26 protein-coding genes are annotated in these 21,876 nt (G+C 68.7%); 22 read left to right on the forward strand and 4 right to left on the reverse strand.

What is annotated here, in order from left to right; all coding sequences use genetic code 11:
- Nucleotides 1-24 precede the first annotated feature (24 nt).
- From ABTX60_RS06985 to ABTX60_RS07075, 19 genes are all read left to right on the forward strand, one after another.
- Nucleotides 25-1,041, forward strand: a complete 1,017-nt coding sequence (locus ABTX60_RS06985; protein ID WP_352096019.1) for a DUF3560 domain-containing protein — start codon at nt 25-27, stop codon at nt 1,039-1,041.
- Between the two features lie 134 nt (nt 1,042-1,175).
- A complete protein-coding gene (locus ABTX60_RS06990) occupies nt 1,176-1,466 on the forward strand; it encodes a hypothetical protein (protein WP_352096020.1) in 291 nt (96 codons plus the stop codon).
- Between the two features lie 121 nt (nt 1,467-1,587).
- On the forward strand, nt 1,588-2,958 hold the full coding sequence (locus ABTX60_RS06995) for a ParB/RepB/Spo0J family partition protein (RefSeq protein ID WP_352096021.1): 1,371 nt from the start codon (nt 1,588-1,590) through the stop codon (nt 2,956-2,958).
- A gap of 94 nt (nt 2,959-3,052) precedes the next feature.
- Nucleotides 3,053-3,880, forward strand: coding sequence for a class I SAM-dependent methyltransferase (locus ABTX60_RS07000; RefSeq protein WP_352096022.1), 828 nt, complete (start codon nt 3,053-3,055; stop codon nt 3,878-3,880).
- A 113-nt stretch (nt 3,881-3,993) separates the two neighbouring features.
- Entirely contained in the window at nt 3,994-4,221 is a 228-nt protein-coding gene (locus tag ABTX60_RS07005; RefSeq protein WP_352096023.1) for a hypothetical protein, read from the forward strand.
- Nucleotides 4,222-4,279: 58 nt separating this feature from the next.
- Nucleotides 4,280-4,699, forward strand: a complete 420-nt coding sequence (locus ABTX60_RS07010) for a hypothetical protein (RefSeq protein ID WP_352096024.1) — start codon at nt 4,280-4,282, stop codon at nt 4,697-4,699.
- Nucleotides 4,696-5,385, forward strand: coding sequence for an HNH endonuclease (locus tag ABTX60_RS07015; RefSeq protein WP_352096025.1), 690 nt, complete (start codon nt 4,696-4,698; stop codon nt 5,383-5,385). Before ABTX60_RS07010 ends, ABTX60_RS07015 begins: the two co-directional genes overlap by 4 nt.
- Before the next feature lie 80 nt (nt 5,386-5,465).
- Nucleotides 5,466-6,413, forward strand: a complete 948-nt coding sequence (locus tag ABTX60_RS07020) for a hypothetical protein (protein ID WP_352096026.1) — start codon at nt 5,466-5,468, stop codon at nt 6,411-6,413.
- A 65-nt stretch (nt 6,414-6,478) separates the two neighbouring features.
- Nucleotides 6,479-7,360 (forward strand): Hint domain-containing protein, encoded by an 882-nt coding sequence (locus ABTX60_RS07025; RefSeq protein WP_352096027.1) that lies wholly within the window; start codon nt 6,479-6,481, stop codon nt 7,358-7,360.
- A 72-nt stretch (nt 7,361-7,432) separates the two neighbouring features.
- Nucleotides 7,433-8,305: a hypothetical protein gene (locus ABTX60_RS07030; protein WP_352096028.1), complete on the forward strand. Its 873-nt coding sequence runs from the start codon at nt 7,433-7,435 to the stop codon at nt 8,303-8,305.
- A 121-nt stretch (nt 8,306-8,426) separates the two neighbouring features.
- Entirely contained in the window at nt 8,427-8,750 is a 324-nt protein-coding gene (locus ABTX60_RS07035; RefSeq protein WP_352096029.1) for a hypothetical protein, read from the forward strand.
- A 72-nt stretch (nt 8,751-8,822) separates the two neighbouring features.
- A complete protein-coding gene (locus ABTX60_RS07040; protein WP_352096030.1) occupies nt 8,823-10,550 on the forward strand; it encodes a DNA cytosine methyltransferase in 1,728 nt (575 codons plus the stop codon).
- 120 nt (nt 10,551-10,670) lie between these two features.
- Complete coding sequence (locus tag ABTX60_RS07045; RefSeq protein ID WP_352096031.1) at nt 10,671-10,886, forward strand: hypothetical protein; 216 nt, start codon at nt 10,671-10,673, stop codon at nt 10,884-10,886.
- A gap of 135 nt (nt 10,887-11,021) precedes the next feature.
- Nucleotides 11,022-11,495, forward strand: coding sequence for a hypothetical protein (locus tag ABTX60_RS07050; RefSeq protein ID WP_352096032.1), 474 nt, complete (start codon nt 11,022-11,024; stop codon nt 11,493-11,495).
- A gap of 74 nt (nt 11,496-11,569) precedes the next feature.
- Entirely contained in the window at nt 11,570-12,325 is a 756-nt protein-coding gene (locus ABTX60_RS07055) for a magnesium chelatase domain-containing protein (RefSeq protein WP_352096033.1), read from the forward strand.
- Between the two features lie 77 nt (nt 12,326-12,402).
- Nucleotides 12,403-13,008, forward strand: coding sequence for a hypothetical protein (locus ABTX60_RS07060; protein WP_352096034.1), 606 nt, complete (start codon nt 12,403-12,405; stop codon nt 13,006-13,008).
- Nucleotides 13,009-13,084: 76 nt separating this feature from the next.
- Nucleotides 13,085-14,056: a hypothetical protein gene (locus ABTX60_RS07065; protein ID WP_352096035.1), complete on the forward strand. Its 972-nt coding sequence runs from the start codon at nt 13,085-13,087 to the stop codon at nt 14,054-14,056.
- Nucleotides 14,057-14,235: 179 nt separating this feature from the next.
- Complete coding sequence (locus ABTX60_RS07070) at nt 14,236-15,300, forward strand: LAGLIDADG family homing endonuclease (RefSeq protein ID WP_352096036.1); 1,065 nt, start codon at nt 14,236-14,238, stop codon at nt 15,298-15,300.
- Between the two features lie 57 nt (nt 15,301-15,357).
- Complete coding sequence (locus tag ABTX60_RS07075) at nt 15,358-15,813, forward strand: hypothetical protein (protein WP_352096037.1); 456 nt, start codon at nt 15,358-15,360, stop codon at nt 15,811-15,813.
- Nucleotides 15,814-16,021: 208 nt separating this feature from the next.
- On the opposite strand, the gene ABTX60_RS07080 is transcribed toward ABTX60_RS07075, so the two are convergent.
- From ABTX60_RS07080 to ABTX60_RS07090, 3 genes are all read right to left on the reverse strand, one after another.
- Nucleotides 16,022-16,375: a hypothetical protein gene (locus tag ABTX60_RS07080; RefSeq protein WP_352096038.1), complete on the reverse strand. Its 354-nt coding sequence runs from the start codon at nt 16,373-16,375 to the stop codon at nt 16,022-16,024.
- A gap of 179 nt (nt 16,376-16,554) precedes the next feature.
- Nucleotides 16,555-17,601, reverse strand: a complete 1,047-nt coding sequence (locus ABTX60_RS07085) for a histidine decarboxylase, pyruvoyl type (protein WP_352096039.1) — start codon at nt 17,599-17,601, stop codon at nt 16,555-16,557.
- Between the two features lie 473 nt (nt 17,602-18,074).
- A complete protein-coding gene (locus ABTX60_RS07090; protein WP_352096040.1) occupies nt 18,075-18,758 on the reverse strand; it encodes an NsdA family TPR-like regulatory protein in 684 nt (227 codons plus the stop codon).
- A gap of 50 nt (nt 18,759-18,808) precedes the next feature.
- On the opposite strand from ABTX60_RS07090, the gene ABTX60_RS07095 reads away from it, so the two are divergent.
- The 3 genes from ABTX60_RS07095 to ABTX60_RS07105 all read left to right on the forward strand — a co-directional run bounded on the left by ABTX60_RS07095 (nt 18,809) and on the right by ABTX60_RS07105 (nt 20,236).
- Complete coding sequence (locus ABTX60_RS07095) at nt 18,809-18,976, forward strand: hypothetical protein (protein WP_352096041.1); 168 nt, start codon at nt 18,809-18,811, stop codon at nt 18,974-18,976.
- 53 nt (nt 18,977-19,029) lie between these two features.
- Nucleotides 19,030-19,473 carry a hypothetical protein gene (locus tag ABTX60_RS07100; RefSeq protein ID WP_352096042.1) on the forward strand — a complete coding sequence of 148 codons (444 nt, stop codon included), beginning with the start codon at nt 19,030-19,032 and terminating at the stop codon, nt 19,471-19,473.
- A 358-nt stretch (nt 19,474-19,831) separates the two neighbouring features.
- The gene (locus ABTX60_RS07105) at nt 19,832-20,236 is read left to right on the forward strand and encodes a hypothetical protein (RefSeq protein ID WP_352096043.1); all 405 of its coding nucleotides are present in this window, start codon (nt 19,832-19,834) and stop codon (nt 20,234-20,236) included.
- Nucleotides 20,237-20,366: 130 nt separating this feature from the next.
- On the opposite strand, the gene aroA is transcribed toward ABTX60_RS07105, so the two are convergent.
- Nucleotides 20,367-21,668, reverse strand: a complete 1,302-nt coding sequence (gene aroA / locus ABTX60_RS07110; protein ID WP_352096044.1) for a 3-phosphoshikimate 1-carboxyvinyltransferase — start codon at nt 21,666-21,668, stop codon at nt 20,367-20,369.
- Nucleotides 21,669-21,876 lie beyond the last annotated feature (208 nt).

A 21,876-nucleotide genomic window follows, 5' to 3' on the forward strand; every position in this document is an offset into this window, starting at 1 on the left:
GACCCGCACAGAAGGGAAACCACGATGGCCGACATCACGATCACCCACACCAGAGCGGACGGCACGCTCGTCGACGGCCCCACCGGCGACGGGGTGTACGAGCTGATGAACCCCCACGGCTTCCGCTACTCGCCCACCCTCCAGTGCATGTACCTGCGCGGCTCCCGCGACCGGCGGGCCAACCGGCTGAAGATCGACAGTGCGGCGGCAGCGCTACGCGCGGCCGGGCACACCGTCACGGTCGACATCAACGAGATGGAGCGGCGCAGCTTCGCCGAGGCCGAGGCCGAACGCTACGAGCGGGCCGGCGAGCGCGCGGTACGGTTCGAGAAGAAGGCCGACGCCGCCCAGGCGTCCTCGGATGCGAAGTGGAACCGCGGCCGCGCGATCACCCGCGGCTACGCGGGCGAGCCGGTGAAGATCGACCACTACTCGGCGAAGCGGCACATGCGGGACCTGGACCGGGCCCACAACCTCATGGGGCAGGCTGTCCAGGAGCAGCAGGACGCGACCTACTACCAGGGGCGGGCCGTCGCCGCCGCGCACTTCGAGCAGCACCGCAGGAACCCGCAGCTGACGCTGCGGCGCCTGGAGCAGCTCACCGCCGACCGGCGGGTCATCGAGCGGCAGCAGAAGGCGGCCGTCGATGCCGCTATGCGGGTCGCCGGGTCGGCCGCAGCGATCGACCCGGAGAGGCTCGCCGACGCCCTGGCCCGCCTCGACGCCGACCACTTCGACCTGTGCGACGAGATCGGCTACTGGGAGGCCCTCGTCGAGCAGGCGAAGGCCGAGGGCGTGAAGGTGTGGGGCCCCGGCGACTTCAAGAAGAACGACTACGCGCTGGTGTGCGGCCGGTGGCGTCAGGTCGTGCGGGTCAACGACAAGTCGCTCACGGTGCCGGGCGGCCCGGACGAGCGGCGGATCATCTCGATCGCCACCCGCCGGTACTCGTGGAATGGCCGGGTGCCGTACACGTCTGTGAGCGGCCGGAAGAGCCCGGAAGAGATGGCGGCGATGCTCGCCGAGAGGGCAGGGGAGTAGCTCCAAGGCGGCCCCTGACCTGCGGGTTCCTTAGAAGTTTCTTTACCGACATGGCTTGTCAAAACTGGCTAGGGCAAGTCATATCGGAAAGAATGAAAGTAGTTCAAACCACCCCACCCCGACCGGAGGAAGCCATGAATGCCGCCACTGCCACCACCGCCCGCGTAGCCCCCGCCGGCCTCACCGGCTACGACCTGGTCGCTGGCGCCCGCGCGGACTTCATGCCCAACGGTCCGGAGCGTGAGGCCATGCGGAGCGCGGCCTGCCAGGCCCACTCCCTCGCGCAGGCCATCGAGCGGGGCGAGGACTTCACCCCCGAGCAGTTCGCGGCCGCCGCCCGCCAGATCGACGACACGATGGCCCAGGCGGGCGCCCGCCGCCTGGCCCCGGGTGCGGACAAGTGGATCGCGCTCTTCACCGCCTGACCTGCGGTTTTCTTAGAAGTTTTTTTGCCGAATCAGCTTGTTGAAACTGGCTAGGGCAAGCTGATTCGGAAAGAATGAAAGTAGTTCAAACCACCCCACCCAGCTAGCGATTGGACGCGCTATGACCACCACCGCCACCGAGGCCACCACCGCGACCACCGACCAGGACTGCGCGGAGGACTTCGTCGACCCGAGCCACACCCTGGCCGGCTTCGCCCCGGACGGACTCGGCGCCCCGGACGATGACGACCTCCCCACGGAGGAGACGCCCGCCCGGCCGCAGCCGCGTCCCCGCCGCGCCCGCACCCGGGCTGCTGCGACCCGGACCGAGGTCCCCGCGAAGAAGACGCCCGCGAAGAAGGACCCGGTCGCGAAGAAGCCCGCGAGAAAGACCATCGCGGCGACCAAGTCGGCCCCCGCGAAGAAGGCGGCCCCTCAGACGGCCGGCGACGAGAAGCGGACCCAGCTCCGCACGATCCCGACCAGCAAGATCGACCGCGACCCGGGCCAGCCCCGCGAGCACTTCGACCAGGCCTCCCTTCGGGAACTCGCAAAGTCCATGGAGAAGCTGGGCCAGCTCCAGCCGATCACCGTCCGGTACATCCCGGAGACGAAGCGGTTCACGCTCGTCATGGGCGAGCGCAGGTGGCGGGCCGCCCAGATCGCCGAGCTGCCCCAGATGCAGGCGGTCGTCCTGCACGGTGCCGGTGACGGACTGGAGACGTTCGCGAAGGCCGTCGCCGAGAACGTCGGCCGCGAGAACATGACCGCCATCGAGGAGGCGAAGGGCTTCAAGAAGCTCGTCGACGGCCGCGTGGACGGGGACGGCAAGGAGATCGAGCCCGGGTACACCGTGGACGAGGTCGCCGAGCTGGTCGGCAAGTCCGCCGCGTACGTCCAGTGGCGGATCGACCTGCTGCGCCTGTGCCCGGAGGCGCAGGAAGCGCTGGTGAAGAACCAGCTGCCGGTCGGCCTCGCCTGGTACGTCGGGAAGCTGGCCAACGACAACCAGGTGCGGTTCCTGGCTCGCTGGGTGCGCGGCGACTTCAAGAGCGCCCGCGACGCCGAGTCCTTCGCGCAGGCCCTCCACACCGAGGAGAAGCGCCAGGAGGAGCAGGGTTCGTTCTTCGTCCTCTCCGAGGAGGCCGCCGCCGCGCGCAAGGACAACGGGCAGGACGCCCTTCCGGGCTCCCTCGACGTCCCCGAGGAGGAGCGCGAGCGGATCCTCGCCGACCGCAGCAAGCTCGTCGGGAAGATCGACAAGCTCGGCCAGGCCGGGGAGATCCTGTCGCTGCTCGCGGCCACGGACGAGGAAGAGCTGGCCCTCCTCCTCGCCGGGACGCCCGGTGGCATCGGCGGCCACCGCCTGCGCATCAAGCACCTCCAGGACATCGCGACCAAGGCGATGGCGAACCTCCGCAAGGCGGAGATGGTCGCCGAAGTCCGCGCGAGCGGCCTGACCGTCAACCCCGACGCCGAAGCCGCCGCCTGACCCCACCCCCGGCCGTGTGGCGCACAGCAGTGCGCCACACAGCCCCCTAAGCCCCGTTCACGCAGCCAGAACCCCAAACCCCTCGGAGGGTCCGATGGAGATCCCCAGCGGCGTCTACGACGTCCTCACCGACCCGCGCACGGCCATCACCGGAGACCGGGTGCAGATCCCGTTCCAGCTCGACCGCGCCCAGTACGAGCAGGTGAACAAGATCCTGAAGGAGATCGGCGGCCGGTGGGACGGCCGGACGAAGGTCCGAGCCCATGTCTTCCCGTTCCCCGTCGAGGAGTTCATGCGCGCGTGCCTCGCGACGCGGGAGTTCCCGAGCCGGTTCGAGCAGGGCTGGTACCCGACGCCCCCGCCCGTGGTCCACGAGATCCTGGAGCACGCGGCCATCAGACAGGGCATGAGCGTCCTGGAGCCCTCGGCCGGGACCGGCTCGATCGTAGGGCCGGCGACCGGGCGCGGCGCGGTCGTCGACTGCGTGGAGTTCGACGAGCGGCGGGCCCGCGTCCTGCGCGAGCAGGGCGCCGCACGCCGCGTGGTCGAGGCGGACTTCCTCGACCTGGACCCGCTCGACTGCTCCCATGGCTACCGCAGGGTGCTGATGAACCCGCCGTTCGCGGCGGCGGTACAGCACGTGCACCACGCGATGGGCTTCCTCGACGACGACGGCACGCTCGTCGCGGTCCTGCCCGAGTCGGTGATGTGGCACAGCGACCGCGCCACCGTCGAGTTCCGCGACCTGATCGCCTCCGCCGAGGGGGAGTTCATCCCGCTGCCCGACGAGTCGTTCGTACCGTCCGGGACGAGCGTGCGCACCGTCCTCCTGGTCGTCGACGCCGAGCCCGATGGGCCCCTGCCGACCCACGGCTGGCACCAGCGGCAACCCCGGCAGCTCGACCTGTTCGCCAGCGCCTGACCAGCGCTTCTTTGACTTCTTTTACTGAATCGGCTTGTAAAAACTGGCTAGGGTAAGCCGATTCAGAAAGAATGAGAGGAGCACCACAACCACCCACCAGAGAGGCCAGGGCCATGGAAAACCCGGACATCATCAAGAAGATCAACAGCGGGGACCTCTTCATCCTCACCCGAGAGGACATGGCCCTCCTCCTCCCCTGGCTCCGGGACACCCTCACCACCCAGGACAGGAAGGACGAAAACTCGGACCTCTGCCAGGTCATGGCCAAGATCATGAGGACCGCGAACCAGGTCTACGGCACCGAGCCGTTCAATCGAGAGACCTGCATCTGCAAGGGCTGACAGCCCACAAGGGGGGCCGCCCAGGCGGCCCCCCACCTCCACCCCGGAAAGGACGGGAATGGAACTCGCCACCTGCACCTACCAGGAGTGCACCCCCAGCATGGGCGCTCCGATACGCACCACCGCGGGCCATCCGCGCTTCCCCCTCGGCTACGAGCTCGCCGGCCACGCGCGGCTCATCACGCCGACCCGAGAGCTGCTCGCGCAGAACCTGCCCGAGGACGCGTACGAGTTCAGCTACCGGCGGATCCTCAACGGCTACGGCATCGACCGCATCCACGCCGAGCTGGCCGACCTCGCCGCCCGCAACGGCGGCGCCCGCCTGGTCCTGCTGTGCTTCGACCGCTTCGACCGGCTGAAGCCCCCCAACGACTGGTGCCACCGCGAGATGTTCGCGAAGTGGTGGTTGGAGCAGACCGGAGAGGAGATCCCCGAGCTTGGCTCGCGGAAGGTCTCGCCGCAGGGCGGCCTCTGGTGAAGCGATGCACGAGATGCGGTGAGGAGAAGGCCCTGGACGCCTTCCACCGCAACAAGCTGATGGCGGACGGCCGTCGCAGCGAATGCAAGGCGTGCCGGGTGCGCGAGCCGAAGCCGCGCGCACCCCGGCCCGACCGCAAGACGTGCACGCGGTGCCGCGAGGAGAAGCCGCTGAGCGAGTTCACGTACAAGGGCGACTACGTCGTGAGCCGCTGCAAGCCGTGCCTGAAGGAGGTGAACAGGGAGAGGTACCAGGCCGATCCGGAGAAGGGTCGGGCCAGGAGGCGCGACTACCAGCAGCGGAACCGGAACAAGGTGTTGGAGGCGAAGCGTACGCACTACCGGCAGAACCGCGAGTACTACGCGGAGAAGAACACGACCTGGATCCGGAACAACCCAGAGGCCAACCGGGCTCGGCGGGCTCGGTACCGCGCTCGGAAGGCTGCGGCCCCGGGCGTCGGCGTGACCCTCGCCGAGTGGCGGGCCCTCGTCGCGGCGTACGGCGGCTACTGCCTCTGCTGCCTGCGGAACGACCTGCCGCTTGAGGCCGATCATGTGATCCCGCTGTCCCTGAGCGGCTACCACCAGATCGACAACATCCAGCCCCTGTGCCGGTCCTGCAACGCCTCAAAGGCGGACCGCGTGGGCCACCTCGACTACCGCGTGTACTTCGACCTGGCCGTCTGACCAGCCCAGCACCGCACGACCAACCGGCCGGGACCCCGTGGGGTCCCGGCCGGACTCATGCCCGAACGGAGCGAACCACCATGCCCCACAAGATGATCGCGAGCCGCGTCCACCTCGACGAGTTCCTCGGCCCCTTCGACTGCCGACTGGACCCCCGTAACCGGTGGAACGGCTGGATGAGCCCCTACTTCACCCTGGACGCCGCCCGCGAGCTGTCCGCCCAGACGATCCGTATGGCCGAGGAAGACGGCTACGACTGCGTCGACACGATCCACGTCATCGACGGCCGCGCGGACAGCCGGGACACCGTCCACATCATCCAGAGCGACGTGAAGCGCCGCACGGACGAGGAGGACGACGACCAGGACCCCGAGCCGCTCGCCATCGCCATCCGCGTCAACTGGCGAGACCTGGACAATAAGGGAGCCGAGCAGGCCACCACGATCGCCGTCGCCACCCCGGCCGCCCGCAAGGCATCCCGCCGACGCAAGCCCAACGGCAAGGGCGCGCCCCGCACCGTCGTCGTCCACGTCCGCTGGCAGTGGGCCGAGGAGAGCCACACGGCCACCAACGTCATCGAGCCCAACCGCGACGGCCTGTACGGCATCGGCGGCTGGGAGTGGACGTGGAGCAGTCAGGTCTGGTGGTGCCCCCGCTGCGGAACCTACGACGAGTGGCACGACACCGAGTGCGTGTGCGGCCTCACCCGACCGGCCACCCTCCTCGGCGTCGCCACCTGGACCGCCGCATGCGTCCTGCACGACCGGGCCCCCGAAGCGACATCGGCCCTGGTCGACCTCACGAATGCGGCAACGATCTGCTCGGTCGCCGGCGACGACGAGATCGACACCGCCGACGACGGAGGCGTGTTCGACACCGAGACCCTCGGCCGGGCCGACGAGATCCTCCGCAAGGCGCTCGACGACGCCACCCCGGCCGACCTCGCTGCGGCTGGCTGGGAGCGCGTGCCGGACGAGAAGTCCGACCGTCTGTACCGGATCACCTTCCCGGCCGCCTGCACCAACTGACCTCCAGCCACACGAAACGAGGACGCCACATGGCGAACCATGCCCACCCTGGCCCGACTCCCAGAGTGCCCGCCAGCAGCCCGAACCCGTCCGAGGGCTTCCCGGCCGGAACGATGATCCTGACCCTGCGCGGCATCGTCCCCGTTGAGGACGTCACCCTTGGGGACAAGGTGTTCACCCACGATCGCCAGTGGCACCCGGTGACGTCCACCGGGCGGAGGATCGCCGACACGGTCAGCGTCCACTGCGCCTCATTGACCACCGGCCTCACGGCCACCGCCGGGCGGCTGTTCTACACGCGCACCTCGCCGGTCCTCCTGGCAGGCGGTGAAGCCGATGGGATGTCGGCCGCCCGGTGGACCACTGCGGCCGACCTCACCGACCGGCACCGGCTTGCCTCGCCCATCGACTTCGGCGCCGCCCTGCCCGTCCCGGACCTCCCCGCCGCGGCCGACGAGGCCGAGCGGTTCCGCGCGGTCGGCACGATGATCCGGCTGAAGGGCGCGGCTGCTGCGGCGGTCCGCCCTGACCTGGTCGACTGGCTCGCCGAGCACTTCGGGGTGTACGGCGCTGGGCGCCGCTTCCCGGCCTGGGTGCTGACGATGCCCGAGGAGCTGCGCAGGGCGCTCCTCGACGGCCTGGTGAACGATGCCCCCCACCGGGAGCAGTTCCAGACGCGTATGGCCTCCAAGGCGTTCATGGTCGGCATGCGACTGCTCGTCTGCTCGCTGGGACTGGCCGGCGGCATGAGCTACCAGCGCAAGCCCAGCAATGACGGGTGGCTGCTCTCGTGGAAGCGCGAAGGCGGACGACGCCGGGACCACGACGGCCATCGCTGGCACCGTGCCTTTCGAGTCGAGCACGGCCCGAGGACCGAGGTGTTCACCCTGCGCGTGTCCGGGAGCGGCTCCCTTGTGGCCGACGGCATCACGACCCACAGCCTCTGACCATCACGACACCAGACGCGCGGACGAGCCGCGCCACCCACTGATCCCACTCACACGAAACGAGGACGCCTCATGACCGACCAGCCCACCTCTCGCCCTGCCTACGAGATCCCCGCCAGCGTCAGCGCCGCCGCGCACGCGGCCCTGGAAGCCACCTGGACCACGCGTGAGCGGCTCGGCCACGCGATGGTCGTCACCACCGCCGCGGCGGTGCGCGACATCCTGACCGGCCACAAGACCGACGCCCCGTTCGATGCGGCGGGCGTCGAGCTGATCGAGGGCCAGGACGGCTCCCTGTTCCCCACCGGCCGGTACTGGATGGCGGCCGGCGATGAGCGAACCTTCACCGAGGCCGTCGGCGAGAACGAGGCCGGGAACGGTATCCACGGCATGAGCGAGTGGACGGTCTACCTGAACGAAGACACCCGGGACGTCTGGCGCCCGCTGTGCTCCAAGCTGGAGTACCGCAACGGGCGGCCGGCGTACCGGCTTGACCTCCTGCGGGCGGCAGCCCTCCCGCTCACCCCGCCCGTATCCGCCAGCCTGCCGAGCGCGATGGTCGACGCCATGGTGTGCGCGAACGAGCGCGACCGCTACCCGGCGAAGGTGGACCCCGCCGACCAGCGCGCCGGGTACGTGAAGCCCTGGTTCGACCTCGACACCGTCCGCCGGATCGCGGCCGACACCCAGAGGGATGCCAAGACGTTCGGGCACGGCTCGGTCGACACCGTGCACGTCCTGGACGGCGTGGTCGATGGGAAGCCGCACGCGGTCGTGCTGGTCGTCTCCTGGATGTATCTCGGGAACGAGTGGAACGAGAAGGCGACCGAAGTCCTGCGGCCGAACGCGGTCGGCAGGTACGCGGTCGGCGGCCATGACTGGTGCTGGTACGCGCTGGATGACGACCTGCACCCGCTGATCCCCTTCCAGCCTGCGGCCGTCTGACCTGCGGTTTTCTTATAAGTTCTTTTACCTAATCGGGTTGTCCAAACTGGCTAGGGCAACCCGATTAGGAAAGAATGATCTTGAGACCAACCACCACCCCCAGCCAGCAGCGGGAGACCCCATGCGCGCCAACATCCGCCGAACCACCCTCGACGCCCTCCACGCCGACGCCGACGCCGCCCTGGCCCAGCTCCACATCGACGACGACGCCACCTACACGTGGACGCTGACGATCCGGGAGCCCGGCCAGCCCACCGCCGAACACACCGAGACCGTCCCCGGCAGCGGCATGTCCGCCCTGGTCCGCGCACAGCTCCTCACCTCCATGCACGAGATCGAGCAGGACGAGACGACCGGCACGATCACCACTCGCTGGACCCGCGAGAGCGCGCGGAACAACTACCGCACCCTCCAGGCGGTGTTCGCCCTGGCCGACACCCACTGACCCAGACCCCACCCACCCACGAGCGCCGCCCCACCCGGGGCGGCGCTCGTCCTGCCCGCAAGGAGAGACGACGTGGCCACCGCATCCAAGAAGAAGTTCCGCATCGCAGCCCACCGGCCGGCCAAGAGGCGCCGCCGCTTCCGCCACGACAGCCTCACCGCGTGCGATCTGTTCAGCGGCTTCGGCGGCCTCACCAAGGGCATAGAGGACGCCGGATTCGACGCGATCATGGCCGCGAACCACAACGAGTACAAAGTCCAGGTCCACGAGACGAACCACCCGCACGCCGAGCACTGGATCGCCGACCTGGTCGACCCCGAAGCGTCCGACTACCACGACGCCCGGGACCTGCCCGCAGCTGACCTCCTCGCCGCCGGTGTCTCCTGCGTGAACCACAGTCAGGCGAACACGGAGAAGGCGTACGAGCAGGGACTGACCCTGTTCGGGTTGGAAGACCCCGAGTTCGAGGCCCGGGTCACGAGATCCGAACGGGACCGGGCGACCGCGAACTGCGTCCTGCACTACGCCGCCCAGCATCACCCACGGCTGATCCTCGTCGAGTGCACCACCGGCCTCCAGTCGTGGGGGCCGGCGATCCCCGGCCGCCCCAAGGTCGGCGATGGCAGCACCTACCGGTGGTGGCTCGCCCAGTTCGAGAAGCTCGGCTACCGCTACCGGGTGCTGTACCTGAACTCGCAGTTCTTCGGCGTCCCGCAGTCGCGCGACCGGCTGTACATCGCGTTCTGGGACAGGTCGCTGCCCACGCCCGACCTCGACCACCGGCCGGTGTCGCGCTGCCAGCACTGCGACAAGGACGTCGAAGCGGTGTGGTCGTGGAAGACGGGACTCCCGCCGTCCGGGTCGGTGTGCTACGGCAAGCAGTACAACTACAGGTGCCCGAGCTGCCGCCGCGAGGTCGTCCCGCCGATGACGCCCTCGCTGGTCGCGCTCGACCTCTCCGACCTGGGAACGAAGATCGGCGACCGGGACACGCCGCTCGCCCAGACCACGATGGCCCGCGCCGAACGCTGCCGCCAGAAGTTCGCCCAGTTCCCCGCCGTCCTCATGCCTGCGAAGGCCGTCTACGGGACGGAACGCCACCCGTGGCAGCCGCTCTCGACCCAGACGAGCCAGCAGGAAACCGCGATCCTGACGACCGGCGCGATCATCGCCGCGCACCGGCACAACGGCGACGGACAGCACATCCTGCGGCCGATGGACACGGTCACCGCCACGCACGAGAAGGCCGTGTTCCTCGCGGTCGACAACTACCAGGGCGGCCCGCGTGGCGCCCACATCCCGCTGCCCACCCAGGTCGGTTCGGAGACGCTCGCCGTGGTGTCCTCCGGGATCGTCCCGTTCCGCAGGAACACGATGCCCACGTCGCACGCCGAGGCGATGCCGACGGTCACCTCGGAGCAGATCCCGGGGCTGCTCACCGCGGCCGGATGGTTCAAGCAGAACGGCTCCACGGGCAACGAGACCGCACCGCACCCGCTCACCGACCCGCTCGGCACCCTCACCGCGCGGGACACGACCGGCCTCCTCGTCGCCGAGTGGCAGGCGTCCCTCGCGGACTTGCCCCTGGAGGAGTGCTACTTCCGGATGATGAAGGCGAACGAGGTGGGCAAGGGCTGCGGCTTCGACGTCGACTTCGCCGGACGCAAGGGCACGTTCAAGGTCTGGGGCTCGAACCGGGACCAGGTGGACGGGTACGGGAATGCGGTGTCCCCGGCAGTCGGCGCCTGGATCGCGGCCCGGCTGCGGGCCGTGATCCACGCGGAAGACGTGACCGCCTGACCCGCGCTCCTTTGACGATTCTTTGCTTAATTGGCTTGTTAAAACTGGCTAGGGCAAGCCAATTAGGCAAGAATGAAAGTAGTTCAAAACACACCAACCTGAACCGAAGGGCAGCGAGCCATGCTGAACATCCGCCTCACTCCCACCACCGCGAGCGTCGTCAAGGCGGACGTCACCACCACGCTCGACCTGCCCACCGCGGCGCGCATGTCGACCCCCCTGCCCACCGCGGACCTCGGCACCTGCGAGGACTGCAAGAGCGACCTGAGCGCGCTCCGCGACAACAACGGCGAGATCCGCACGGTGTTCTGCGAGTACTGCGAGTTCGGCAACTGACCGGCCGGGCGGCCAGCAGGCCGCCCCCTGAGCAGGCAGCGCGACGAGCCACGGCCCGGTGCGCGCTGCCCGCCCAGGAACCGCCACCGCCGACCCCCGAGCCGGCTCTCCGCTACCCAAGAAGGAGTCACGAGCATGAGCGACGCCACGCTCACCGTCCGATGCCAGACCTGCGGCAACACGAAGCCCAGCACCGACGGTTGGGGAGGCACGGTCGTCTACTGCGCCGACTGCGCGAAGAACGTCGGCCCGATCGTGCACAACGACTTTGAGACCGCCTTGCAGGCCGCGACACAGGCCGCCACCGCCGCCACGAAGGCCGCCTCCGCCCACATCGCCGAGCTGCTCAAGGACCACCCCACGGTCGCCACACTCCTCGTCGACGCCAAGGCCGGCATCGTCGACTCCTGCTACGACAGCGACGGGAAGCGCGTCACCTACAGCGCGAACGACCTCGACGAGGTCCTCGAAAAGGTCGACGCCGTGATCGTCCAGGTCCTCGACCTCGGCAACGGCCCGGACGCCCTCACCCGCAACGGCTGGACCCTGGCTCCCCACCGCCCGATGGCCTACTTCCCCGTACGCGCCAAGGCCCACGACCGCACCTGACCGACGTACCGCAGCCGGGGGACAGGCAGCGTCCCCCGGCCATGCCCCAACTCAACCTCCACGAAGGAGCACCCATGGGTAACACGGCCCGCCCCACCCGCATCGGCGTCATCAACAACGGCATCCTCACCGAGGACGGCAACCCCTTCAACCTGAAGTACGCCGTCCTGGCCGCCGCGCCCGGCGACGTTCTCGAGGACGCGACCACTCCGAACTACGTGGTGGGTGACGCCCTGTACCGCACCGGCCTGGTCGTCGACCACGACCAGCGCGGCCTGGGCGTCGCCTGGCCCGCCGAGCAGGACACCGCGGGCCAGGGCCGCGCCAAGGTGAGCGCGGCAAGCGAGTCCGCCGCCGTGATCCACGCGACGGTCGGCCCCGGCCCCAACTGGTTCACCATCAGCGGCACGGGCTACGAGCGGGAGACCATGGACCGCGTCCGCGCGGCCATCCTCAACGGCGGCTACAGCTGGCCCGAGGGCCGCGTCACGGTCACCGTCGAGACCGTCGTCGGCCGCCCCCTGGACAGCTCGCACGACCTCGCCATCGCCTGCGCGATCCTCGGCGCGGCCGGACACTACGCCCCGGACGCCATGACCGACGTCGCGTTCATCGGCGAACTCGGCCTCGACGGTCAGGTCCGGCCCGTGGCCGACGTCAACGAAGCCGCCCGCTACGCCATCGCCGCCGGCTGCACGACCGCGCTCATCCCCGACGCCAACATGAGCGACTTCGACACGGCCGGCATCGGCGTCTACAGCGCCGAGAACATCGACCAGGCCGTGCGGGTCCTCCAGACCTTCGACCGCGCCAACCGCGCCAACTCCTGATCACCTCCCGGGGCCGGGGGCAGGCAGCGCCCCCGGCCCCACCTCGACCAGCCCACCAGTGGAAGGAACCACCCGACATGACCAGCAAGGCCTTCTGGACCGAGTACTTCGAGGACGCCTACCGAGAGGCAGGCCAGAAACGGCGCGAGGTCCTCGACCGCGGCCTGCTCCTCATCGCCCACCTGATCCGCGAGGAGCTGCCCACCGCCACCGCCATCACCGTCAACGGCAGCGTCCTCACCAGCGTCCGCGACGGCGAGGACACCATCTGGCGGTTCAACGACGGCGCCCTGTTCCCCAAGATGAGCGCCCCGACCCGGCAGCACATCCGGGACACGCTCCTCGACATGCTCGCCTTCAACCGCTCGAACTCCCTGCTCCGCGCGGCCGACTGGACGTCGGTCCCGGGCCAGCCCGACACGTTCCTCGTCACCCTGCCCGCCGACCCCAACAAGGACCAGGGCGAGGAGCAGGCGGCCCCGGCCGCCGACGAACGGCCGCACGGCACACCGGGGGAGGACGCCGGAACCTGCGCCCAGTGCCACCGGCAGCTCATCTGGGACGGCACCGGTAGCCGCGTAAACGACGAGTGGGGCGAGTACCTCTGCTCCGGCCCCCGCCCGGGAGGCACCAGCTCCGCCGTGCACGTCCTGGCCGCGACGACGGCCCAGCCGCAGAACTGACCCCCGCAGGTGAGGCCGGGGCGCAGGCAGCGCGCCCCGACCTCCCCTCCATCCAACCAGCCCGAGAGAGGCACCCGTGAACGACAACCCGCCCGACGTCCACCTCGCGATCTACGGCCCCGACCGCTTCCCGAAGCCCTCACCGTTCGGCGAACACGGCTACCTGTTCACCGTCCCCGGCAGCTGGCCCGAGGACACCCCGTCCCACACCAACGTCCCCGACTGGCCGATGGCCGTCTACCGCACCCCGGAGAACGGGGACGAGTGGGAAGTCCGCGACGTCAACGGCAACCGCCGCGTGTGGGGCACCGGCGGCGCACGACGCGAAGCGATCGGCCTCGCCTTCCTGGAGATCGCCCGCATGCGCCGCATCCAGGCGGCCGAGATCGGCAGGAAGCGCGCGGCTGACGGTCTGGAGCCCGCCCCGCCCTACCAGGTGGAGGCCACCAGCAGCACCACCCTCGTCCTCGACCCTGCCAGGCCGGACCGGATCGGCATCCTCGTCCACATCGAGGGCGTCGGTACCACCCCCACCGTCTACCGGGTGCACAGCACCGACGGCGCCACCGAGTGGGACATCCCGGCACGCCCCGGGATCACCCTGCGCACCACGCAGCTCGGCGTGTTGCACATCCGATGCGGCTGCACCCCAGAAGACACGGCACGGTTCGACGACATGGGCCAGGCCATGTACTACGGGGCGAACGCCATGACCATGTGGTGGCCGTGCCCGAAGAACCCGGAGGAGCTGTTCACCGTGGACGGCAGCGACTACGGCCCGTACCCGGCTCTGCCCGCCACCGACTCCTGGGGCCCGTACGAGCCGATCAGCGTCACCCGGGCGACCGCCGAGCAGATCGCCCACGACCTCAACACGCTCAACGCCGGATGCGGCCTGACCGCCCAGTGGAACGGTGCCGACCTCGTCTTCGCCTGGGACCAGCGCTACCGGGACGACAACGGCACCCAGACCGTCACCCCCGACGGGGACGACCGCTACCAGATCGGCGGCCTGTGGCCGTGGATGCGGTGGACCGACCAGCACTGACCGGCACATAAGTGAGGGCCGGGGGCAGGCAGCGCCCCCGGCCCTCACTGCGGATCTAAGCACCTCAACCCCCCGAGCACTCCACCACCCCAAGCCCCGACTACGAGGCGGTCACAGGCGGAACCATCGCCCTCATTGGGCCGGTTTCCGCCCCGCCCTCACCTACGAGAGGACAACCCATGAGCACCCTGGCCGCGAGTGTCGAGGTCGTGACCCGGTCCGGACTGAGGCGGATCGGCGACCTCTACGACGGCCTGCACGAACTCCTCGTGCCCAAGACGACCCCGTACGGCATCAGCAGCCACGCCATGTTCCGCGACGTCGAGGTGGAGTACGCAGGCCTGCGGCCCGTCTGGCGGGTGACGATGCACCGCGGCCGTCAGAAGCGCGAGCTGCTGACGACTGCCGACCACCCCTGGATGACGCACGTGCGCAAGCTCCGCCCCCCGAAGGCGAACGGGCGGCACAACGGCTACGAGACGGTCACGGCCCGCACGACGACCGAGCAGCTCACCCCCGGCGCGGTGCTCCGCGACGTCAAGGCCTCCCCGACCACGCGGACCGGCATGGTGCCCTTCGCCGTGGCGCAGGGCTTCGTGTACGGCGACGGCGACGGCGACAAGGGCCAGGGCGAACGGCCAGCGACCCTGACGATCTACGACCAGGACAAGGACAAAGCGCTGCTGCCCTTCTTCGCCGCGCACGAGACCAAGCTCATCACCGCCAACGGCGGGAAGGAGGCGCTGCGCATCTACGGCCTGCCTCGCCTCTGGAAGGCGGCGCCCGACTTCCGCGAGACGCGGGCGTTCCTCCTGTCCTGGCTCGCCGGGTACTTCGCGGCCGACGGCACGGTCACCGAAGACGGCTCAGCACGCATCGGCTCGGCCAGCGAGGACGCCCTCGGCCTGGTCCGCAGCGTCGCCGCCATCTGTGGCATCAGATACGGGCCGCTCCGCACGTCCATGCGCGTCGGCACGGGCACCCAGCCGACCCCGCTGCACACGGTCACGATCACCGCGCCCGACCTGCCCGACTGGTTCTTCGTCATCGAGGAGCATCGACGCAGGGTCGCCGCGAGGGCCGACATCCGCGAGCAGCACGTCCGGCACTGGATAGTCGACGAGGTGCAGCCCACCGGCCAGCAAGCAGAGGTGTCCACGGTCCACGTTCCCGGCGTCGACGCCCTCGCCCTCAGCGAAGACCTCATGACGGGCGTCCTGGCCAGCCCGCATCCGCAGGGATAGCCCCCGCCAGCCCACCGCAGGCAGATAGCCTGCCGACACAGCCACGAAGGAGCAGCCATGGGAGCACTTCAGGAACCCACCGCGGCCATGGGCCCGTACAGGGTCGAGATCCGAGGGGAGTCGTTCTACCTGAACCGCATTGACGCCCCGGCCGGCGTCGTCACCCAGCCCGGCCGGTACGAGGTCACCGTGCCCGTCGCGGATGCGCCCCAGATCCCGGCCGCCCTCGACCAGGTCACCGGACACCCCCAGTGGCAACGGTGGACGCGGCCCGCCCAAGGCGAGCAGCCGGACACCTCCTGGACCCTCCCGCCGGACAAGCAGGGCCCGGCCGCTGACTCCCACTGGACCGTCACCGTGGACGGCGACCGGCTCCACATCCGCGGCCCCTGGGTCGTCCACCACGAGGTTCACCGCAACCTCCTCGGCACAGAACTCGGCTACCGGGACATGACGGAACTCCGAAAGTCGATCACGGACGCCACCAGGGATCTCGCCCTTCCAGCTGGCTGATGTACGATCCGAATCGGCCGGTCGTTACAGCTGTGGCGCGACCGACCGCCCGCGCTGGTGCGTGTAAGTAACACGCCCCGACTTCCAGTCGGGGGTTCCAGGTGCAAGCCCTGGCCGGCGCTCCACGAACGAAGGCCCCGCCCCTGGGCGGGGCCTTTCCGTTTCTGGTCGTGCCGCTATTTCGGCAGCGTCGCCGATGTGGTCCCTGCTAGTTGACGATCAGGAACATGATTTGGTAGGTCAAAGGCGAATCCCAGCCCACGTCGACTACCACATCGACCCTGTTGTTGCCTGGAAGGAGGTTCGCTACTCGAATTGCCGCCGCCCCCAGGGTCGGTTGGTCGTTCAGAAGCTCCCAGACTGATGCCACAACGCCTGAATCAGGCTTGACGATGCCGCTGCTGAAGGTGAACCCCTGCCACTTCAATCCCTCATGGCGACCTTCCCCCCACCGGCGCACCACAGAAGCGGCGAGAGGGCTCAGGTCACCCTCATATGGCCCTGACGGCGCTTCGAGAGCCTCCGAGTCAGGAAGCGCAAGAATCTCCGAAGTGATACTCATGGAGAACCCCTTTGTCATTGAAATGCAGAGTACCCGGGCGGGTGTGCGGCTGGAGGTGACGGTTGGCTATAGCGGAAGGGGGGCCGGAGTGAGTGCCGAGCTGGCGCCACGGGCCGGGACTGTGGGTGAGAAGGGCTGCCCGCCGCGGTGCAGCTTGAGCTGCTCCCCGATCCTTCATGCTATGGGACGCCCTCGACGAGCACCCACTTGTCGGGCGGGAAAGAGGTCCGGAAATCCCCCTGGCCGGGCCATACCCGCTGCTCCCATTCTTCGATGTCGAGGTCGAGGAGAAGTTTGGGATCCTCCTTCGTCCCGTCGGAGTTGAACGGAATGTCATCCTGGGCCAGGAGTATGTACGGAGCGCAAGCCAGTGCGCACGCTACTTCATCGGCTGCGGCATAGATGGCTCTGGCGGATATGAAGGCTCCGGAATACCTGGAATTTCCATCCGTGTGTCCGCCGTAGTTTTCGCCGCAGGCTGCGATGCTTGTGATCACTGCGTTGCGGTGCTCTTCGAGCATTTCCTCTACTGCGGCAGGGCTGGGGGCTATGGTGCCTGCCCTGTCTCCGTAAGCGTGGGCGTCGAACTTTCCGCAGTCCTCAATGAAGAGACTGCTGTCCGTTTCGGGGTCCTTGGCTATCGCCGCAGCTATGATGGCCCACGCGTATGCGGGACCCCGGACCGTTATGTGCTTGTTTGCGCAGACAACGTGTGAACCGGGCAGTGGCGGGTGACGCCTGTTATCGTTTGCGTGACCAAAGAGCCGTTCGCTTGCGTTGAGCAGTGGAGCAGCAGTCGCGGTCGGAATGAAGTGTTCGGGGTTCCGGTTGGCGTCAGGGATGATCTCAGTCAGGTGATCGTAAGGGACCCCTCTGGCCAGGTGGTACCCCCACAATGCGCCCCCGAGCCCACAGAAAGATGAAGCGGTCATCATGTTGATTTGACCGATATTGGCGTCTGCGGTTTCGCATAGGTCGTAGGACACAATGCCTTCCGTGCCGGCGTCCAAACCCGCAGCCGGAGCCTTGGCTGCTGAAAGCTTCATCGCTGCTATGTAGGAAGTGCCTTGCCCGAGAATGGTGTATCGCGGCCGCATTGGATCCATGTAGCCGATGGTGTACCTGGGTTCTGGCCCGACCGCATTCCGGGCCACATTTTCCAGTCGTTTCCTGCTGCCGGTGATTGGCGGCGTGAATTGTTCTTCCGGTTCTGGTGCCGTGCTCATGGGAGTGCCCCTTCAGTCCGTGATCGGTCTGAATGGAAGGGCTAGGCGACTTCGCTAGCGGCCCCACTTTCAGCGTAACTCGACTGCCCATCAGATGCATTCGCTGTCGAGCCCCTCTGCTGTGCTTGCGAGAGCGTGTATGTGGTCTTGCTCAGCGGCGCGCCGCTACTGGTCCCTCCATAACCCCAAGGCCAACAACGAGACAGCCGCAGGCGGAACCACAGCCTCTCCCTGCCTGATTGCCGCCCGACCTGTACCCACGACTGGAGCCGCCGCATGTATGATCTGAGGCGGTTGATCGTTTCGAGCAGCACACGATCAATTCATGCGCCGGAGGTGTAACCGCCGCACGGCCCCCTTCCAGGGGGTAGGACCACGTTCAAGTCGTGGCCGGCGCTCCACCATCGAAGGACCCCGCCCATCCCCCCCCGGGCGGGGTCCTTTGCATCCCCCTGCTCTGTTCCGGCGCAGCCTCACGCTGCGAGCACGGCCTGCGCCCGCTCACGGAGGTCCCGTACGGCCGGTGTGTTGTCGAATCGGGCAAGCCGCTCGGTGAGGTCGAGCAGCGGACCGGTGGACGGGTGGGAACTGATCGCCTCGGCGAGATCCAAGGCATGGTGAGCGGCTGAGCACGCGCCGTCGACCTCGGCCTCGTCGAGGAGTGCGTCCGCCTGCCGTGCGGTGTAGAGGGCGGTAGTGCGGACGTGGGCTGGGTCGATGAGGTCGCGGACCCGGGCGAATGTCTCGGCGGCGGGGCTCGGTTGTCCCATGTCGCGGTGGCTGGATGCTCGGGCTCCGAGCACCTCCGCCTCGTCGAACCAGTACGCCCAGTCCGGGTCGTGGTGCCCGGACGCCTCGGCGAGGAGGGCTTCGGCTCGGTCGAAGTCTTCCCAGCAGCGGGCGTCTCCGAGGTGGGCACGGGCACGGCCTCGCCGGTTGGTGAGCATGGCCTCGACGCGGGGGGTGGAACGTCCGCGAACTGCGGCCAGGCCGGTGGAGGCCATGTCCTCCGCGTCGGCGTAGCGGCCGGTGTTGTAGGCGGCGACGGTCCAGAAGTTCAGGTCGACCCGATGCTCCCGGCCCGCAGCGCTCCCGACCTCGCACCCGCCCCCTACCGGCGAGCCCTGGCCACCACCGGCGCATCGGGCGACGGCCACCTGCCTCCGGAGCTGTGACCCGACGGGAGGAGACCCGATCATGCTGGTCCATGCACAACGCGGGGCTGATCTTCGTCCGCACCCGGAAAACCGCGGGCACGTCGGTGGAGATCGCCCTGTCCCGTCACGCCGGCCAGCGGGACATCATCACCTCGAAGTCGCCGCGCGACGAGGCGTTACGGGCGACCGAGGGAGGCCGGGCCCACAGCACCACCTGAACCCTGGGCAGAGGCCGGGCCCGGAGCCGGTACCGCCCGGACCTGGGCCCGGCGTGCGCTTCTACAACCACATGCCTGCCCGGGAGATCCGCGACGCGCTCGGCGCCAGCATGTGGGACCGCTACTTGACCGTGTGCCTGGAACGCAGCCCCTACGAGAAAGTCATCTCGCTCTACTTCCACCGGCACCGCACCGAGCCGCGCATCCCCATCGACGCGTTCATCGAGTCCGGCGAGTTCCGTGACGCCTTCAACTGGGGGCTGTACACCGACGGAGGGGAGGTGATGGTCGACGTCATCGTCCGCCACGAGCACCTGCAATCGGGCCTTGACGCCCTGTGTGCCCGTGTCGGCCTGCCCGCGCTGACCCTGCCTCGGGCGAAGTCGCAGTTCCGGCCCCCGGGTAGCGACTACCGTCAGGTCCTCACCCCCGCGGCCCGTCAGGCGATCGAGGAGGCGTACGCCGCCGAGTTCACGCACCACGGCTACACCTGGTAGTACGCACCGATCGGCGACGGCCCGTTCCACCCGTAAGGGCGGAGCGGGCCGTCGGCCGTGACAAGGAATGGTCCGGCCGTTACAGAACTAGTCGCCGGTGCAGTGCTGTTGTGCCGTCACAGCCGCCCCTTGCGAATGACCCGAGCCGCCGCCCCGTCAGACATGCGCCCCAGGATGCGAGGCCGCTCAGCGTCGCCAACAATGGTGATTAGGTGCCGTACGAGCAGGGGCCCTGGCGTCAAGTATCTGCGATCTCTTCAACGGTCAAATTCCCTTCGCCACTCAGGTGATGGCCATGTGCGTTTCACTGGCGACATCCCGCGGGACTCTCGCGAGATCTGCGAGAGGAGGAAAGAGCATGAAGTCGACGGAGATCGACCGAAACCGGCTGGCGAAGAACGAGAAGGAGTACGCCGACTTGCTGGCGAGCGACGAAGACTGGTTCGCCCGCACCGCCGAGGACGTCGAGCGCCTACGCGTAAGCCGTCAGCACGCACTGTCAAACCTCAGCTATGAGGACTACAAAGAGTTCCTCGACAGCCTGGCCTTCCGCAACGGCGGAATGGTGTCCGCATACTACAAGCCGCTAATGTCCCTTCCTCTGACGCAGATCTTCGAAGTCTTCGAGAGCTTCGGGCTAAGTCGGCAGTTCATCGCTGAAGAGCCGACCGAGAGGGAAGGCTGCGACGTGCACCTCGAGTGCAGAGATCTGGCGCCTGGAGTCTGCGAGTTCTCCTTCTGGTATTACTGCGTCAATCCGTGACGTGGTAGTGCGTCTCACTGTTCGCTCGCTCGACGACGATGCGCTTCCCGTACCGTTCGTCGTCGAAGCCGACTCGGTCACTCGTCACCCGAGCCCCTGCGCCGACGGGCCACCCGGCCGTCGGCCGTGACTAGGCGCCCGGCTCGACGCCGGCCCCGGTCAGCCGCACCAGATCGGCGGCGAACGCCGGGTAGCTCGTCGCCACAGAGTCCCAGCCGTCGATGACGGTCGTGCCCTCGGCAGCGCACGCCCCGGCGACAGCGGCCGTCATCGCGATCCGGTGGTCACCGTGGCTGTCGACCCGGGCCGGGCGCAGCCGGGACGTGCCCTCGATGACCATGCCGTCCTCGGTCTCTGTCACCTGCACCCCGAACGCCCGCAACATGCGGGTGGTCGAGTCGATCCGGTCGGACTCCTTCGCCCGCAGGTCACCCGCGCCGGAGATGGTGGTCGTGCCCTCGGCGACAGCGGCCGCCATCGCCAGTATGGGCACCTCGTCCACGATGCCGGGGATGTCATCGGCGGTGAGCTCGATCGCCCGCAGTTTCGACGCCCGCACGGTCAACGTCCCCGTGGTGAGGTCGAAGTCGATGTCCGCGCCCATGCGCTTCAGCACGTCCACGAAGTCGGCGCGGCCGAACCCGGGGTAGAGGCGCTCGACGGTCACCTCGCCCTGGTCGGCGAGCAGCGCGGCCACCGCCCAGAAGGCGGCCTGCGACGGGTCGCCGGGCACCTCGACGTCCGTGCCCGTCAGCTCACCCGGCTCGACCGTCACCGCGTGCCCATCGACTCGCACCCGCGCCCCGAAGTCGGCCAGCATTTCCTCGGTGTGCCGTCGCGTCGGGTGGATCTCCTCCACCGTCGTCGGCCCCGTCGCGGACAGACCCGCGAGGAGAACCGCGCTCTTGACCTGAGCCGACGCCACCTTCGGGGCGTAGGTGATGCCGGTCAGGGCGCCCCCACGGATCACGAGCGGCGCCAGGCGACCGCGTTCACGGCCGTCGACCGTGGCGCCCATGCTGCGCAGCGGCTCGGCGATCCGGTCCATGGGCCGCCGACGCAGGAACCGGTCTCCGGTGAGCACCGACAGGCCGTCGATTCCGGCGCAGACCCCAGCCATCAACCTGATGCCCGTGCCTGCGTTGCCGTGGTCGAGGAAGTTCGCCGGCTCGTGCCGGATCGGCCCCTCCACCCGCACACGGCCCTCGCCGACGTCGGTGACGGTCACTCCGAACTGCTGGACCGCGCGCAGCGTGTGCGTCACATCCTGGCCCCGGGACAGACCGGTGATCACGCTGGAGCCGTGGGCCATCGCCGCCAGCAGTGCAGCCCGATGCGAGATCGACTTGTCACCGGGCACCTGAAGTGAGCCACGGGCAGGCCCGGCACCGGTCACCTGGAGGCTGGAGACGGCGTCGAGATCAGGGGTCATGAGGCTTCTCTCTCTACGGGAGGAAGATGTGCGGCCCGAGCAGGAGGGGCCGGACAGAACTACGCGTGCCCGAACGATCACGCTCCGATCTGACCATACGTGGCATGTGCTGCCCCGCGGGCCCCGATCCACGAAGTGGGCACGTCGGTGAAGTCCACGGCACCGAAGACGCTGTAGAGCGCGTCGTCCACGGCGGGCTGCCCCCCCT

Origin of the sequence: Streptomyces sp. NPDC126510 (assembly GCF_040302345.1) — a bacterium.
Lineage (GTDB): Bacteria > Actinomycetota > Actinomycetes > Streptomycetales > Streptomycetaceae > Streptomyces.